15 protein-coding genes are annotated in these 14780 nt (G+C 42.7%); 4 read left to right on the top strand and 11 right to left on the bottom strand.

Annotation, left to right across the window (positions count from 1 at the left end; genetic code table 11):
* Positions 1-23 precede the first annotated feature (23 nt).
* The 11 genes from ACFSR5_RS13520 to ACFSR5_RS13470 all read right to left on the bottom strand — a co-directional run bounded on the left by ACFSR5_RS13520 (position 24) and on the right by ACFSR5_RS13470 (position 10914).
* Positions 24-2132 carry a peptidylprolyl isomerase gene (locus tag ACFSR5_RS13520; RefSeq protein WP_380904646.1) on the bottom strand — a complete coding sequence of 703 codons (2109 nt, stop codon included), beginning with the start codon at positions 2130-2132 and terminating at the stop codon, positions 24-26.
* Positions 2133-2287: 155 nt separating this feature from the next.
* Positions 2288-2890, bottom strand: coding sequence for an LPS export ABC transporter periplasmic protein LptC (gene lptC, locus ACFSR5_RS13515; protein ID WP_380904644.1), 603 nt, complete (start codon positions 2888-2890; stop codon positions 2288-2290).
* Positions 2891-2895: 5 nt separating this feature from the next.
* Complete coding sequence (locus tag ACFSR5_RS13510) at positions 2896-4263, bottom strand: hypothetical protein (protein ID WP_380904642.1); 1368 nt, start codon at positions 4261-4263, stop codon at positions 2896-2898.
* Positions 4264-4448: 185 nt separating this feature from the next.
* A complete protein-coding gene (locus tag ACFSR5_RS13505; protein WP_380904640.1) occupies positions 4449-5432 on the bottom strand; it encodes a beta-carotene 15,15'-monooxygenase in 984 nt (327 codons plus the stop codon).
* A 16-nt stretch (positions 5433-5448) separates the two neighbouring features.
* Positions 5449-5646, bottom strand: coding sequence for a CcmD family protein (locus ACFSR5_RS13500; RefSeq protein ID WP_380904639.1), 198 nt, complete (start codon positions 5644-5646; stop codon positions 5449-5451).
* 20 nt (positions 5647-5666) lie between these two features.
* Positions 5667-6332 (bottom strand): cytochrome c biogenesis protein CcsA, encoded by a 666-nt coding sequence (ccsA, locus tag ACFSR5_RS13495; RefSeq protein ID WP_380904637.1) that lies wholly within the window; start codon positions 6330-6332, stop codon positions 5667-5669.
* Positions 6333-6349: 17 nt separating this feature from the next.
* The gene (locus tag ACFSR5_RS13490) at positions 6350-7009 is read right to left on the bottom strand and encodes a heme exporter protein CcmB (RefSeq protein WP_380904635.1); all 660 of its coding nucleotides are present in this window, start codon (positions 7007-7009) and stop codon (positions 6350-6352) included.
* A gap of 59 nt (positions 7010-7068) precedes the next feature.
* A complete protein-coding gene (locus tag ACFSR5_RS13485) occupies positions 7069-7443 on the bottom strand; it encodes a YtxH domain-containing protein (RefSeq protein WP_380904633.1) in 375 nt (124 codons plus the stop codon).
* Between the two features lie 166 nt (positions 7444-7609).
* Positions 7610-9448, bottom strand: coding sequence for an ABC transporter ATP-binding protein (locus ACFSR5_RS13480; protein WP_380904631.1), 1839 nt, complete (start codon positions 9446-9448; stop codon positions 7610-7612).
* 62 nt (positions 9449-9510) lie between these two features.
* Positions 9511-10050 carry a hypothetical protein gene (locus tag ACFSR5_RS13475; RefSeq protein WP_380904629.1) on the bottom strand — a complete coding sequence of 180 codons (540 nt, stop codon included), beginning with the start codon at positions 10048-10050 and terminating at the stop codon, positions 9511-9513.
* A 78-nt stretch (positions 10051-10128) separates the two neighbouring features.
* Complete coding sequence (locus ACFSR5_RS13470; protein WP_380904627.1) at positions 10129-10914, bottom strand: SAM hydrolase/SAM-dependent halogenase family protein; 786 nt, start codon at positions 10912-10914, stop codon at positions 10129-10131.
* Positions 10915-11353: 439 nt separating this feature from the next.
* On the opposite strand from ACFSR5_RS13470, the gene ACFSR5_RS13465 reads away from it, so the two are divergent.
* From ACFSR5_RS13465 to ACFSR5_RS13450, 4 genes are all read left to right on the top strand, one after another.
* Positions 11354-12316 (top strand): PhoH family protein, encoded by a 963-nt coding sequence (locus tag ACFSR5_RS13465; RefSeq protein ID WP_380904625.1) that lies wholly within the window; start codon positions 11354-11356, stop codon positions 12314-12316.
* A gap of 30 nt (positions 12317-12346) precedes the next feature.
* Positions 12347-13294: a phosphoribosylaminoimidazolesuccinocarboxamide synthase gene (locus ACFSR5_RS13460; RefSeq protein ID WP_380904623.1), complete on the top strand. Its 948-nt coding sequence runs from the start codon at positions 12347-12349 to the stop codon at positions 13292-13294.
* 171 nt (positions 13295-13465) lie between these two features.
* On the top strand, positions 13466-13843 hold the full coding sequence (locus ACFSR5_RS13455; protein WP_380904621.1) for an STAS domain-containing protein: 378 nt from the start codon (positions 13466-13468) through the stop codon (positions 13841-13843).
* Entirely contained in the window at positions 13840-14754 is a 915-nt protein-coding gene (locus ACFSR5_RS13450) for a ribonuclease Z (RefSeq protein ID WP_380904619.1), read from the top strand. The genes ACFSR5_RS13455 and ACFSR5_RS13450 overlap by 4 nt, the downstream gene beginning before the upstream one ends.
* Positions 14755-14780 lie beyond the last annotated feature (26 nt).

The raw sequence follows: 14780 nt of genomic DNA, 5'->3' as shown, positions 1-14780 counted from the left end.
GCTATAAAGTTAAGGATTAAATCTTAATAGAATCTAATACGATTGTCATCAATATCTGCTTTGTTTTGAAGTGCCTGATACACGGCAGACCACGCGCGCTGTGTCTTAGCGGATTGTAGCTGCTTCTTCTGGTTGCTCATGTCGCTGGCGACAAGTTCTTTCGGATTGACAAAGCCGGTCACCTGAACAGCGAACACGCCTTGTTCACCCTTTATTGATTTTGAGAGCTTATTAGGCTGCAATCCAAATGCCGTGCCGACTACAACCGGTTCTAGAGCTACGCCTGGAAGCACTGGATTGGCCAATACGATGTTTTCTACGCTCACAGCAGTTTTGCCCACTTTTTGTGCGGCCTGATCTATTGCTGATGCACCATTTAAGGCGTTGTTGAGTTTTTCCGTAAGCATCTTGGCTTTCACCTCGTTGCGGACTTGGGCTTCAATATGGGGTTTCACGGCTTCCAGTGAAAGGAGACCTTTAGGTTGTACATCGACCACACGAGCGACGATAAAGTTTTGCTCGGTGTCATAAATCTTGTCGGATACATCTCCCTTTTTCGCTTCAAATACCCATCTTACGAGCTCCCGTGGAACTTCTACACCATTGAAATTATTATCCATGGCAACAGCACGGTCGATTTTCTGAACTTTCGCGCCTTGTTTGTTTGCAATTTCGGTGAAGTTTTTGCTGTTGGCATCACCAAAGAAATTATTTGCTTTCGTGTACGCGGCGTCTGTCGTTGCTTTTCCAGCGTTGATAGCTTTATCAATGATCGCTGCTTTTACAATTTTAGAGTTTCCAATTTGTTTCTCGATTTTAATGATGTGTGTGCCGTAACGACTGTTGAGTACGATAACATCACCCACTTTTCCAGAGAACACGGCCTCGTCAAATTCAGGTACCATCTGGCCACGAGCGAACGTGCCCAAATCGCCTCCGTTTACTTTGCTAGCTTGGTCCACACTAAATTGAACCGCTAAAGCAGCAAAATTTTCTCCCTTTTGAACAAGCCCTTTAATGGAATCTGCTTTGGCTTTTGCTTTATCTACACCACCTTCTGCTGTGGTGTTGAGTAAGATATGCGCGGCCTTTACCGAATCGGGACTAAATTTGGCATCGACAACTTTGGCGATCTCAAAAGCACCATTCGATAGGAATGGGCCGATAGTCGTGCCAACCGGAGTATTGAAAAGAACGGAGTCTAGCGCTGGATTTACCTGTCCTTTACGTAAGTAAGTAAACGGGTATTTCGTGTCGGAATTGGAAGTAGCAAACAGAGAGTCGGTTTTTGAGGCCACCAATTCTGTTTTAAGCTGCTCGATAATGGATTTTGTTGCCGCAGTATCATTAACCGTCGGGGTAGCATCAAACAGTACGTACTCCACAGTTCTTGTTTCTTCTGGATTTTTGAAACCGTTTTTGTGTGCATCATAATACGCTTTGTAGTCCGCGTCAGTCAACTTTATTTCTCCGTCTTTGATCGACGAATAATCCAACATCAAATACTTAAAGTTAACGAGTTTGTTCCGTTGGTTGTATTCTTCCTGGGCTTCGAGTGACGTGACATAAACACTGTTGCTTAAAAGATTGGAATATTTTTGATTCAAACGTTCGTTGCGAATATTTTCCAACAGTACGTTCCACTGTTGCTGCATTTCTGGTGTACCCTGTGTGTTCACTTGGGAAATGAACGTGTTCAGTTGATTCTTATCGAACATACCGGTCTCGGGATTCGTAAAGGCTTGAACAATCTGCTGTGACGGGTTGGAGCCAGTAACAAGGCTATTCAGCTCGTCTTTACTCACACTTAAGCCGATTTTTTCAATTTCTTGCTTTAACAATTCTTGCGAAAGGAATTGATTCCAGACCTGCTGCACCGCATAATTGCGAATCTGTGGAGATGCTGCTCCTCCCATTTGTTGTTGGTACATAGCCGTGGTTTGCTCGACCTGTGCATTGAATTGCTGATAGTCGATGGATTCTCCATTAACACTACCCACTTGATTTTGACTCTTCATCCAGAAAGGAGTACCATAATTTACAATGTCTCCTAATAAAAACGCAACAATTGCCAAACCAATGATGGTCACTACTAACCCCGCCCGGTTCCGCAAATAGCTCATTAATCCCATAGTCTATATACTGTGTTTATTTTGTAAATGCTTCTTTTCAGTTATTTAATTGACCTATATTAAAAACAAGGCGCAAGATACAACTTTTATGAAAAAAAATAGAAAAAATTGCGTAAGTCGGAAACTAAATTTGGTAAAATTTGTTATACGCGCTACTATTGTGCGAAGGAAGGGAATTGCTGCTCCCCAGTAGGAATATAAAATCCGGTCATATTTTGCCCGTCTATCTTTTTAAATTGCGTGTCCGAAATGAAAGAAGTGGCTTGAAGACTTCCACGCTGGTCTTTGAAATCAAACGTGATCGGAACGGAGTTATAATAGATCTGTTTCTTTTCGTCGTAAAACAACTCTTCAGTTTTGATAACGGAACCATCGGCCATATTAACTACGACATTCTTATGAAATTCAGTTAAACCATCTTTTTCGCGGCGCTTAGCAATGTCTGACTTTATCCGCTGCGACTCTTTTCCTGTATCGTCAAAGAATCGGATAAGGACACCTTTGCGAAACTCGAAGATGCCCACGCTGTCGGGGTATTCCCGTAATTCCGGGCTGGTGAGTTCTGCCTTTACGATCGCCGAGTCGCTATAGACAACCGTGACATCCTTCGAAATATTTACATTTTCCTCCTGTTGAATATTGGCGATTTTCTCTACGTCTTTTAGATCATTTTCACAGGCATTGAAAATACCGGCTCCCAACAGAAGTAATACCGCTAGGAGCAACGAATTTCGACGGATGTAGTTTGCCTGTTGCATGCCGGCTAATCTAAACTTCGACGGATAAACCAGGAGTCATTAATGGTAAAACCAAAGTTAATGTTGATGTAGCGTTCGCGTACCAGATTACTTTTTAAAGTTCCCTGTTGGCCAAAATCTGCGGAAATGTTGATTTGCGAGAACGTACGTCCGAAATTGGTCTCTGGTAGTGGGAATCCAAAACCGATCGTTACGGCCATGTCGTTGATACGCTGATTCCGGTAAACGATTGGAGTCTGATTATAACGGAAGCCTAGCCGATAATCGACCTGGTTCCAATAACGGACCGAGGTTGGATCGGGTTTAACCTGTCCTCCTATGGCAAAACCATAGCTTTTTTCCAATTTATTGTGCCCTTCGCGAACTTGAAACTTAGACCAGTCTGCATATTTGAAATCGGCACCGACCATCCAGTTATAACCTTTTGATAGCGTAAAACCTACACTATGTTTTAAGGGCAAGTTTAATTTAGTGGTACCGAAGCTAAGTGTGGTAATGGTGTCCAACGGCGGCGCAATGTAATCGGGATCTGTGCTTCCTTCATTGATCGTTGTGATTCTGTCTCGTTTAACGGATACCTGATTATTCAAGCTCCCGCTATATCCGACCGTCAGGTTATATTTTTTACCTAGGGATTTACTGTATTGTACACCATAGTCAATAGTTGCTCCTCGGAAGTTTCTTGTTTCTCTTAGTTCGGTTGGATAAGCGCCCGGAACGCTCAAAAACGTTACGTTCGTGATGTCGTAGAGATTGCCGAATAAAAATCCGACGTTTGCTCCGACACTAAGCCCTTTAATTGGCGATACGCCGTATCCTAGAAAGGCTTTGTTGACTCCACCTTCACCAGATGCTGTTTTTCTATATACGATATCCTGAACAGACTCGGTGATCCCACCGGAAAATCCGACATCAGAGTAAGGAAGTAACCCGAAAGCTAATCCACCATATTTGGCTAACGGAACGCCAATGGCGATATGACTAAATGCAAAATCTGCCGTGTGGTCACTTGCGTTATTTTTGGACAATTGCGTGAAGTTTCCATACATCCCTGCTTCCAAAACGGTTCTATTCAATACTGAATAAGAAGCTGGATTGGCAATATTTAACGTAGGAAGGCCGTTGAGATATCGCACTCCTGCCGAAATGCCGCCCATGGCACGTGTCTGTGGCAAAAGATCTTCTCGCATTTGTCCCAGTCCAAACTGTGAATAAGGGGAATGGGAGGTCGACCGTTGTGCATACGTGTCTTGCGCGCCCAACAAAGCCAATCCTACTAATAGGCGAAATGCTATCTTAGTGAAACTTCCTGTTGAATATTTGTGCATATATAATGTGTGTGTTACATTCAGCAAATCCAGTATACTATTCATTTTTAGGCTTTTTTCCGTGCTGGGCCTCTCAAAATAGGCAACTTGCTAAAATGGTTGCTCTGTCAAAATTTGTTACAAAACTATCTAATTTTTAATTATTCCGTTAGTTCTATTTGTTAAAAAAGGTTAATCGCCTATCTGTTAGTGATTTAGCTTGTTTTGCGTGTGGCGTAAACCGTTGCAGTTTACGTAAACTGAAAGTAGACGATTGCCGCTACGATAAGCACGTAAAGGGTTTCGTAAACCCATTTAGCTTTTGAGTTGGTGAAATAAAATGCCAAATAGATGGCGATCGGGGGGGCACATAATAAAAAATGATTAACCGTTATGTGATCGTTCAGGTAAAAGGATCCGAAAGTAAGCAACACCATAAAGAACAACAGTTGAAAGGATTTGCGGAGATGCACGACGCTCTTAAAAAAATGATCTTTCAACACAAAAAGGAAAAACAACAAGGCGACGATAATAGGCAATACCACGAGGTAATCATATACATTTAGAGATAGCTCGGTCGGAAATGCGTAACTGAGTGGTTTAAATATGGCATAAAATGTTTGGATGCGCCCAATCCAATAATAAACAACACCCAGCAAAAAGTAAATGGCAGAAAAACCGAGCAAGGGTGTAGTCCATTCCCTCCAATTGAAGGGGCGGAAAATGATTAAGCTGATCCACAACAGAATCATCATGACCATAAACGGGAAGTAGATCAGACTGCCAATAGCGACAATCATCCCGAGATCAAACATGAGCCCTTTTATATCTTGTTGCTTGTAAATGTTGAACAGTTTGCCCATCATCCAAATCGCGATAAAATTACAAATGAGTGGTGGAGATAGCACTAAAAAGGGAGCTAACATACTAACCAGCGTCATATACAACAGCGCGGTTAGAAAATTGGGCTTACCTAAAAAGTTGAAGTGGTTGATTATCCGGTTTAGAAAGAACGCTTGTAGCAAAGTGAGGGCAAGCGTTATCATGACATTCTCTCCGGGGGATAAATTTGAGCCAATCCGGATGCCGATCAGGTTGTTGATGGCCGGTTCGAAAAGAATAGGCGTTATCTTCTCGGGAAGATGAAGGAATATACCTAAACATAAAGCCAAGCCGATAAGTGAAACCGATATGATATTGAAAGGGGTAAACTTTCGATGTTGGTTTATTAGCATAGGCGTGCCGCGGTGTTTATTTTTCCAATTTCTTAATCCGTCTATCCAATATGTATAGAAAGATGCCTAATACGGCAAAAATGGTTAGCAGAACAAGTACGACCACGTATATCTTTCCAGAGCTTCGAAGACCGCTCGCCATTTCCACATCATTTTGTGCGAAAGTCGATGCCGCAGAAAACAATAAAAGCAAAGCTGCAATAATATTTTTCATTTATATTCTTAATTCAACAATTAATCAATTTGATTTTTTTTATTCTCCAACAGACGCAGGCGATACCGTAACGTACAGATCCACGTACCGATCAATATCCAACCGATTACTGCAGAATAAAATATCGGCCGCATCTGATTGTCCATATCTAAATCGCCAAATGTGCCATTTCCGCCACTTCCAGGATGCAAAGAGTCCGTTAGCTTCGGTAGGATATAGAGTAAAACAATCATCACAGGAAAAGCGAAAATATTGTATATAGCGGAAATTTTTGCCCGTTTCTGTTCTTCTTCCAACGCGTTTCGAAGAACTAAATAGGCGAGGTACATTAACGTAGCGATAGCAGAGCCGTTTAGTTTTGGATCATTAGGCCAAGGTTCACCCCAAGTGATGTTTGCCCAGAGCATTCCGGTTAGTAACCCCATGCCACAGAAAATTATTCCAGTATTGACCGCTTCCACAGCCAACAAATCATACGACTCTTTGCCCGTGTTCAGGTATTTTATGCTGTAAATTACGGAGATCAGGTAAAGCGTTAGCATGGTAAACCACATCGGAACGTGAAAGTAGACATTGCGAATAGTCTCATGCAGAATAGGTAAGGCCGGAACGGGGCCTAGTAGGCCTGCAACAATGGCAACTCCAACCAGCACTAGCCCCAAAATTTTCCACCAAGATGTTCTCATGTTCGAAAAATTGAAAATTAATCACGCCAAAGGTACGGAAATAACAACAAAGAAATTGTAACCGTAATTACATTAATTGCCAAAAGGACCATTATCTCACCTAAGCTTATCGCGCGGTCAAGACCGGTCAACGCATTTTGAGACAGTTTGATCAGAACGATGAGAAGGGGAATGATGACCGGAAAACTGAGGATGGCCATCAAGGTACTGTTATTGCCTGCCTTTGCACTTATACCCGATACCATGGTGAAGACAGAAGCAAAACTAATGCTACCTAGCAATACAGCCACCGTATACAAAAAAATGTCGCCTACCGGGTTTTTAAAAGTAATGGAGTAGGCTGTATATGCTATCATTGAAAGCAGCAACATCACCAATGTATTGTAAATTATCTTGGCGAGAATCACGGCTTGCGGACTAATGATGGTATAATAATAAAGTTGCCTGTATGTACTTTCTTGCGTAAAACTACGGCTGATGGCGTTGATACTCGCAAATAACAGAATGATCCAGAATAAAGCGTTCCAAACGAGTGTATCTACAGATTTGAATGCTTGATAGCATACAAAAACTGTAGATACAACATAAAGTAAGATACCATTGATAGCGTATTTAGAACGCCATTCTAAAATGATATCTTTATATACTAGTATTTTTACCTGTTGGAGAATTGTCATGCGCAACGCAAAGATACAAATACTTCACGTTGAATTGCCTACAGTTTCTCCAAATTGACTTAGGCTTTATTAATTTCTGATTTAGCGTCAGCTAATAATTCGTCCGCCTTGTTGCCTGCACCATTTGCAGCTTCAGAAGCTTTGCTCGCCCATTGATTCGCCTTTTCTGAGGCGGCGTCGATCGCGTGCTTTCCTGCTTCCTTTGCTCTATCCTTAAGGTGTTCTAAGTCTTCCTTGGCAGATTTTGCTAATTTGGCTGCTCGTTTAGCTTCTTTTTTTGACAGCTCTTTAATCGATTTGGTTAAGCTTTTTACGCCTTCATTTGCGCGATCTAATTGACGCTTTCCATCTTCCGTACCTAACAAATAGTAAGCGGCTGTACCCACTGCTAATCCTAAAAGTGCAAATGCAACTAATCCATTTTTATTTTCCATGATTTATCCTTTTAATATTTCCTTATTCCACTTTTAATTACTAACAAGAGAGTATAAAAAAGGTTTGGTGAAAAAGATATTTAACAGATTTTTAACATGACGCTCTTTCCAACAATGTAGTAATTCTGTTGGAAGGCTTTTTTAGCTAGCAAAAGCCCCCTGTGTTTTATTCAACCTGGATTTTCTGTGCAGATTGGAGCGAGTACAGGTGGTGATAGAGACCACTTCCTTTAGTCATCAGCTCGACGTGATTGCCCATGTCCGATACTTGGCCGTTCTCTACAACAACAATATGATCTGCGTCTTTTATGGTGCTTAAACGGTGTGCAATAATAACCGATGTGCGATTACGCATAAGTTCCTCCAGCGCAAGCTGTACAAGGCGTTCAGACTCGGAGTCTAAAGACGAAGTGGCTTCATCCAGAATGAGTATGGCTGGATCTTTTAACAGCGCCCGTGCGATGGCGATGCGTTGGCGTTGCCCGCCAGATAGTTTTACACCGCGTTCGCCAACCAAGGTGTCGTAACCTTGTGGAAAGGCCATGATAAAGTCATGCGCATTCGCTCTCTTGGCGGCTTCAATAATGTCTTCGGCGTCGGCATCCAGTCGACCGTATCCGATATTTTCGCGAATAGTCCCCCCAAACAACAGTACATCTTGCGGAACTATAGCTACCTGATTGCGGATGTCTGTCAACGAGAAGGAACTGCTGTCATTTCCGTCATAAGCCATGCTACCGGTTGTTGGTTTATAGAACTGGAGAATAAGGGAAGCAATGGTTGACTTTCCCGTTCCACTCGGTCCTACGAGCGCTAACTTTTTTCCAGCCTCCACATGGAAAGATATGTCTTTCAGGATTGGGACATCCGGTCGGGACGGATACGTGAAACCTACATGGCTAAACGTGAGTGATCCATGGATCTGTTTTCGGATATCCTTATTTTCTTCGGAGATGATAATGTCTTCCTGTTGTTCGTTGAGGATTTCCAAAACCCTCTCGCTAGCGCCAATGGATCGTTGTATATTTGCGTACAGCTCCGGAAAACTGCCCATTGATCCGGCAACAAACATAGAGTATAAGATATACGTGGTTAAATCTCCTACTGTGATTTCGCCCTGCGCAACAAGCGATGCGCCATACCAAATGACGGTAATGACCGCCCCGAAAATGCAAAAAATGATGAATGACGCAAAAATACCTCTGTACGTTGCTCCCTTCACTGCCAGACATACAACGGCGTCTAATTTGTTCGCATAGCGATTCGTTTCATAGTATTCATTGACAAAAGCCTTTACATTACTGATGCCTAATAATGTTTCCTGTACAATACTGTTTGAATCAGCGAGCTGGTCTTGCGCTTGCCTCGAAAGATTACGGATGAAGCGTCCGAAGATCATCGCGGTGATCACAATAATGGGCAAAATACATAGATTCATTAAGGCCAGCTTTGGCGATACAAACACTAACAAGCACACGCCGAAGGCTAGGCTGATTGTCTGACGCAGTATTTCCGCCAATGTAGTCGTCAACGTATCCTGAATCTGGGCCAAGTCTGCCGAAAGCCGGCTATTTAATTCACCCACACGTCGATTTGCAAAAAATTCGATGGGCAATGTAATTAACTTATGATAGGTGTCTTTACGGATATTGGATAGAGCCTTCTCGGCAATTTCGACAAACAGTCGTATACGTCCGAATGATACGATGGATTGAAAAAAAAGAATAATCATAGATATACCACCAATGGTTAGCACACTTGCTGGAAGCCAGAGATAGGTTTGTTTGCCCTGAGCGGCGTCGATCATGGCACCGAGCAGGGCGGGAAATGTCAGCATGGTGAGACTGGAGAGTGTCAAAAAGATCATTCCCAAGATGAATTTACCACGATAAGGACGTAAATACGAGAAGATTTTTAAGGCCTTCTTAATTAGTTCTTTGTTTAGCTTGGGTTTGGGTAAATCATCTGACTGTGTATTACCACTGTTCAATCGCGCTCTAGCCATCCGTTACATTAAATTTGCCAGCAAAAATACAGTATTATTTAACGCAGCATATCAGGGTTGCGTCAAATTTTGGAGGTATATTGCCTGTACTGCCGATACAGCACGAAAAGCAGTGCAGCGATAATAATGAGGAGGACGTATGTCAGGACGTGGCTTGAATGATCTTCTTTATCCAACGTATCGATCTGGAGACGTAATCTGTCATTTTCGTCCTGGAGCTTTGTGATGGTCTTCATGTATGCCGACACTTGTTTGTCATATTCGGCAGCCAATGCTCGGTTTTTGTCACTTTCAAAATCTTTAATGTCCAACAGCCGTTTTGTTTCCACAAAGATGTTGTTGTCTGTCAGTACGATCTGTTTCAAGATGTCGATAGACTTTTGCATATCTCCCTTCGTTTTGAAGATGCCAAAAATGCCCGTTTTCTTTTGAAGACTGCTGTCGTACTCTCCAAATCGACGACTTCGCTCTTCCAATAGCGTATTCACTCGGTCACGTTGCTGCTCGAAATTGACAGAGTCGGTCGTTGGTGTCTGTTGTGCGGCGAGCGAGCTGGCGAATAGATTCCAAATTAAAATAATGAAGTAAATGATTTTTCTCATGTCGTTTTGAATAGTTGCGTCGGTTTTGATCAACGTAAATACCCATATTGACATCGATCGGGACTACGCGATTAAACATTAATGTTCAAGAAATTCGATCATGATGATTTCATCTTGATGAAGTCCTAAGAGCCGGCTTGCATGCCCTTTATTGATCGCAATTTCAAGAAAGTTACTGATGCCAAAAAGACAAAGCTTTTCTCCTTCCGGTACTTCATTGTAATGCCAGCTTAGCCTGTTAATCGTTTCATTTCGCTTAAAATGTAAACGGAAGCTACGCCCCTTTTGTGTTTCGTTGAAGAGCTCTTTACTGATATTGCTGATCACGTTGCCAAAAGCATCGATATAAGAAACGTGCCCCTTGATGGTATTATTGTCAACCAAAGGCTGCACCATCACCTTTTTCAGAGGCCGGGCTATAGGCTGTCCGATTTCAGCTAGTTTACCACCCTTCGCAATGTGGCATGCCGCTTTGGTCAGGATATCAGCTAAAGGAAAATGGAGATATCGTAAGTCTTGCATAATATCGATTTCGAAGAGTTCTTGAGGTTGCCGGTCGCTTAGGATAATGCTAAATATACCATTATCTGCCCCTACAAAAAAATGATCTTCAAACTTCATCATGGTGTAGTGAGCCCCTTCTTGGAAAACAGTATCTATCCCGATTAAATGCACGGTGCCTTTTGGGAAATAGTGAAACGCATTTCGAAGAACAACTGCTGCGCGTTGGATGTCAAACGAAGGGATTTCGTGGGTGATATCTACCAGGCGCACATCGGGCAACTGCGATATAATGCTGCCTTTTAATGCTGCTTGGTAAAAGTCGCGGTGTCCCAGATCTGTCGTTAGCGTTATTACTCCCATATTGTACCTGCTAAAGATACTAAACGTAATCTTTATTGTGCTGAATCCTTAATGAAAAAAGGACTACAAAAGTAATAAAAGAAAGTGCAATAACGATCTTAAAAGCGGTAATTTGTCCATTTTTTGATTCATTTGAATAAATACACAATTATACTTTGTACTTTCGTAAAGTAAAATGGTTCAGCACAGCCGCTTACAGAAAAATGTAGACTAGATACACGGATTTCAAAGTAAAATAACGTGATTTTCGTTGAAATGAAGAGCAATTTCCGGAGGCCTACCCCATGGTCATATCTGGGACTCTTTTAAGATATGAATACGGTCTTTCAGTAGTGAGAGCTGGGCAGGCAGATGATCACATCGTTTTTTCGAGCATAAAGAATATTTTGCAAAGAGAAACAAATTATCTAAGTTTATTACAGAATTTAAAACGAAAAATTTGAACGAAGTACTTATACAATTAGATGACGTCAATTTGGTGACGTTATGGGGCGCCCAAAACGAAAACTTTGAGCTCATAAAAAAAGGATTTCCGAAGCTTCGTCTCGTAGCCCGTGGTAATGAGTTAAAAGTATTGGGTGAGGAAGCGGAACAGGAACGTTTTCAGACTGTTTTTGAAGGGATTTTAAGCCATATTGAGCAGTTCCAATCATTGAATTCTAATGCGTTGGAGGATCTCGTTGGAGTCCCGGTTAAGGCAGACCGAAAGGAAGAAAAGAAAGAAGGAGAACCTACTGCGTTTAAGGGCGAGCCCATTGTATATGGGCCGAACGGGTTGATTGTTCGTGCGCGCACGCCGAACCAACGGCGCATGGTGGACAGTATTGGGAAAAATGATATCCTGTTTGCAATAGGTCCGGCTGGGACCGGAAAAACGTATACCGCGGTTGCCTTGGCGGTTAGGGCCTTGCGCAACAAAGAGATAAAACGGATCATCTTGACTCGCCCTGCAGTGGAAGCGGGGGAAAATCTAGGTTTCTTACCAGGAGATTTAAAAGAGAAAGTGGATCCCTACTTGCGTCCGCTGTACGATGCGTTAGATGACATGATCCCGGTAGATAAACTTAAAGACTATCTGGAACGCAGGGTTATTGAAGTCGCTCCTTTAGCTTTTATGCGGGGGCGAACACTCGATAATTGCTTTGTAATTCTAGACGAGGCTCAGAATGCGACCGACATGCAGTTGAAGATGTTTCTGACGCGGATGGGGCCAACCGCGAAATTTATTGTTACCGGTGACCTCACGCAGATCGATTTGCCTAAGAAAACCCAATCTGGATTGGCAACGGCGGTAAAATTATTAGACAATATAGAAGGTATTGAAGTAATTCACCTTAGCGGCTCAGATGTCGTGCGACATAAACTAGTTCGTCGTATTTTGGAAGCCTACGGAGATATTTAACAAAGAATGGTGCTGTGGCACAATGGAGATATGAATGCAATAAACGAAACGAATTTTAATTTTGACAGGCAAACTGCCTTTTATCGGGGAAAGGTACGGGATGTGTATACCATCGCCGACACGTATTTGGTAATGGTTGCTTCGGACCGTATTTCGGCATTTGACGTGGTCCTGCCGAAACCTATACCCTACAAAGGACAGGTCCTCAATCAAATCGCTGCGAAATTTTTACAGGCGACGACGGATATTTTGCCCAACTGGGTACTTTCCGTGCCAGATCCTAGTGTGACGATTGGACATCAATGTGAGCCATTCAAGGTGGAGATGGTTATCCGCGGTTACTTGGCAGGACATGCCTGGCGAACGTACAAAGAAGGTGGGAGAAGTCTATGTGGGGTTTCATTAGTCGGCGGCTTGAAAGAAAACGATCGCTTGCCTGAACCGATCATCACACCGACAACGAAAGCATCCGTTGGCCATGACGAAGATATTTCTCGTGAGGAAATAATTGCACAAGGAATTGTGAGCGAAGAGGATTATGTACAACTGGAGGCTTACGCGCGGGCCTTGTATCAGCGTGGAGTGGAAATGGCCAAAAATCGTGGACTTATTTTGGTGGATACAAAATATGAATTTGGAAAAAAGGATGGGAAAATTTATCTCATGGACGAAATCCACACCCCAGATTCATCGCGCTATTTTTACGCGGAGGGGTATGAAGAACGTCAGGCAAATAATGAGCCACAACGGCAGCTTTCTAAGGAATTTGTTCGTCAATGGCTTATAGAAAATGGTTTTCAAGGAAAGGAAGGACAAGTAGTTCCGGAAATGACCGAGGAAATTGTACAATCGATATCGGAACGATATATTGAGCTCTACGAACATATTACTGGTGAAAGCTTTCAGTATCCCGCTGAGGGCGAAGTCATTGCGCGTGTCGAACATAATGTGCAGATGGCACTTGCCCAAATGGTGTAACGACATACTTGCGATATGAACAAAAATGATGCTGTCGGAAACCAATAAGACAGCATTGTTGTTCTAAAACGCGTAGTGGAATTAGGAATAGGAATAAGGATCTGACAAACGTAGTACCGTGTATAGGCTACCCTGCGTATGTACGAATAATCATAGAACAAATAATTACTTATGAAATTTACAGTTGACAAGCACGAACGTTATGTGGTAATAGAACCGCTTACTGATTTTTTGAATGGTGAGGCGGCAGCAAAATTGAAGGGAGAGTTTATGTTGCGCCACACTGGGGGGCAACGTAATATTGTTCTTAACCTTTGTCACGTAGGGGATGCGGATGAAGACGGACTGCGGATGGGTTTATTGGCGAGACGGTTATGTAAGGCCTCTGGAGGATTGTTTATTCTGACGGGATTAAATAAAAAACTCATTGACTTGCTTAAGGTTACGAACTTGGAAGGATATTTTAAGATCGCCCCGTCGGTTTCTAAGGCTGAGGATATGATCTTTGGGAATGAAATCCGATTAGACTTACGAGAGGGACAGCAATGACACGGTTCGAGGTATTGATTTTGGGAAACAGTTCGGCGACGCCTATGTACGGGCGTCACCCTACTGCACAAATTATCAATTACAATGAACAACTTTTTCTTGTCGACTGTGGTGAAGGAACACAGATGCAACTTTTCAGGTACGGTATCCGGAGCAATAAGATCAATCATATATTCATTAGCCACTTACATGGTGACCATTATCTTGGACTCGTAGGGTTGTTATCGTCTCAACATTTGATGGGAAGACAAGCAGACCTGCATCTCTATGGTCCGGCAGCACTCAAAGAAATTTTAGATTTACAGTTTAAGCATTCGGATACGCGTTTACGTTATGCGTTAATATTTCACCCTACCAATCCCGAGCACGAAGACCTATTACTTGAAACACCCATGCTGAAAGTCCGAAGTTTTCCATTGCGGCATCGAATCGCGTGCACTGGCTTCCGGTTTGACGAAGGCAGACGGTCTGCAACCTTAAAGGCCGAAGAAGTGGAGCGTTTGCGTATCCCTACACCTTACCTCAAATTATTGAAGAAGGGCATTGATTATTTAGGGGCAGATGGCACGGTTTATCCGGCAAAGGACCTGACGTTTCCAGCTCCCGCATCAAGAAGTTACGCTTACTGTTCAGACACAGTCTTGACGGACGCTTATTTTGATGCCATACGTGAGGTTGACCTGCTTTACCATGAATCAACCTTCTTGCACGAAATGGTTGATCGGGCAAAGGAAACGTTTCATACTACAGCATTGGAAGCCGCACAAGTAGCACAAATTGTGCAGGCCAGGAAGCTGTTGCTCGGACATTTTTCCGCTCGTTACAAAGATTTACAACCATTATTAGACGAATCCCGTGCAGTTTTTGCTAATACTGTCCTATCTGAAGAAGGTAAGTGGTTTTTAGTATAGGGATTTTGTAGATTTTTCCTCATCTT

This window comes from Sphingobacterium suaedae, from assembly GCF_042684625.1.
In the GTDB taxonomy this organism is placed as follows: domain Bacteria; phylum Bacteroidota; class Bacteroidia; order Sphingobacteriales; family Sphingobacteriaceae; genus Sphingobacterium; species Sphingobacterium suaedae.
Note: the sequence above shows the minus strand (reverse complement) of the source record. Positions and strands in the feature narration are given on the sequence as shown.

Bases quoted from the DNA above. Each gene is read 5' to 3' on its own strand.
- ccsA (WP_380904637.1), bottom strand. From the start codon at position 6,332: ATGAGAACATCTTGGTGGAAAATTTTGGGGCTAGTGCTGGTTGGAGTT.
- ACFSR5_RS13470 (WP_380904627.1), bottom strand. From the start codon at position 10,914: ATGGGAGTAATAACGCTAACGACAGATCTGGGACACCGCGACTTTTAC.
- ACFSR5_RS13505 (WP_380904640.1), bottom strand. From the start codon at position 5,432: ATGCTAATAAACCAACATCGAAAGTTTACCCCTTTCAATATCATATCG.
- lptC (WP_380904644.1), bottom strand. From the start codon at position 2,890: ATGCAACAGGCAAACTACATCCGTCGAAATTCGTTGCTCCTAGCGGTA.
- ACFSR5_RS13510 (WP_380904642.1), bottom strand. From the start codon at position 4,263: ATGAATAGTATACTGGATTTGCTGAATGTAACACACACATTATATATG.
- ACFSR5_RS13460 (WP_380904623.1), top strand. From the start codon at position 12,347: ATGAATGCAATAAACGAAACGAATTTTAATTTTGACAGGCAAACTGCC.
- ACFSR5_RS13475 (WP_380904629.1), bottom strand. From the start codon at position 10,050: ATGAGAAAAATCATTTACTTCATTATTTTAATTTGGAATCTATTCGCC.
- ACFSR5_RS13485 (WP_380904633.1), bottom strand. From the start codon at position 7,443: ATGGAAAATAAAAATGGATTAGTTGCATTTGCACTTTTAGGATTAGCA.
- ACFSR5_RS13455 (WP_380904621.1), top strand. From the start codon at position 13,466: ATGAAATTTACAGTTGACAAGCACGAACGTTATGTGGTAATAGAACCG.
- ACFSR5_RS13520 (WP_380904646.1), bottom strand. From the start codon at position 2,132: ATGGGATTAATGAGCTATTTGCGGAACCGGGCGGGGTTAGTAGTGACC.
- ACFSR5_RS13480 (WP_380904631.1), bottom strand. From the start codon at position 9,448: ATGGCTAGAGCGCGATTGAACAGTGGTAATACACAGTCAGATGATTTA.
- ACFSR5_RS13500 (WP_380904639.1), bottom strand. From the start codon at position 5,646: ATGAAAAATATTATTGCAGCTTTGCTTTTATTGTTTTCTGCGGCATCG.
- ACFSR5_RS13490 (WP_380904635.1), bottom strand. From the start codon at position 7,009: ATGACAATTCTCCAACAGGTAAAAATACTAGTATATAAAGATATCATT.
- ACFSR5_RS13450 (WP_380904619.1), top strand. From the start codon at position 13,840: ATGACACGGTTCGAGGTATTGATTTTGGGAAACAGTTCGGCGACGCCT.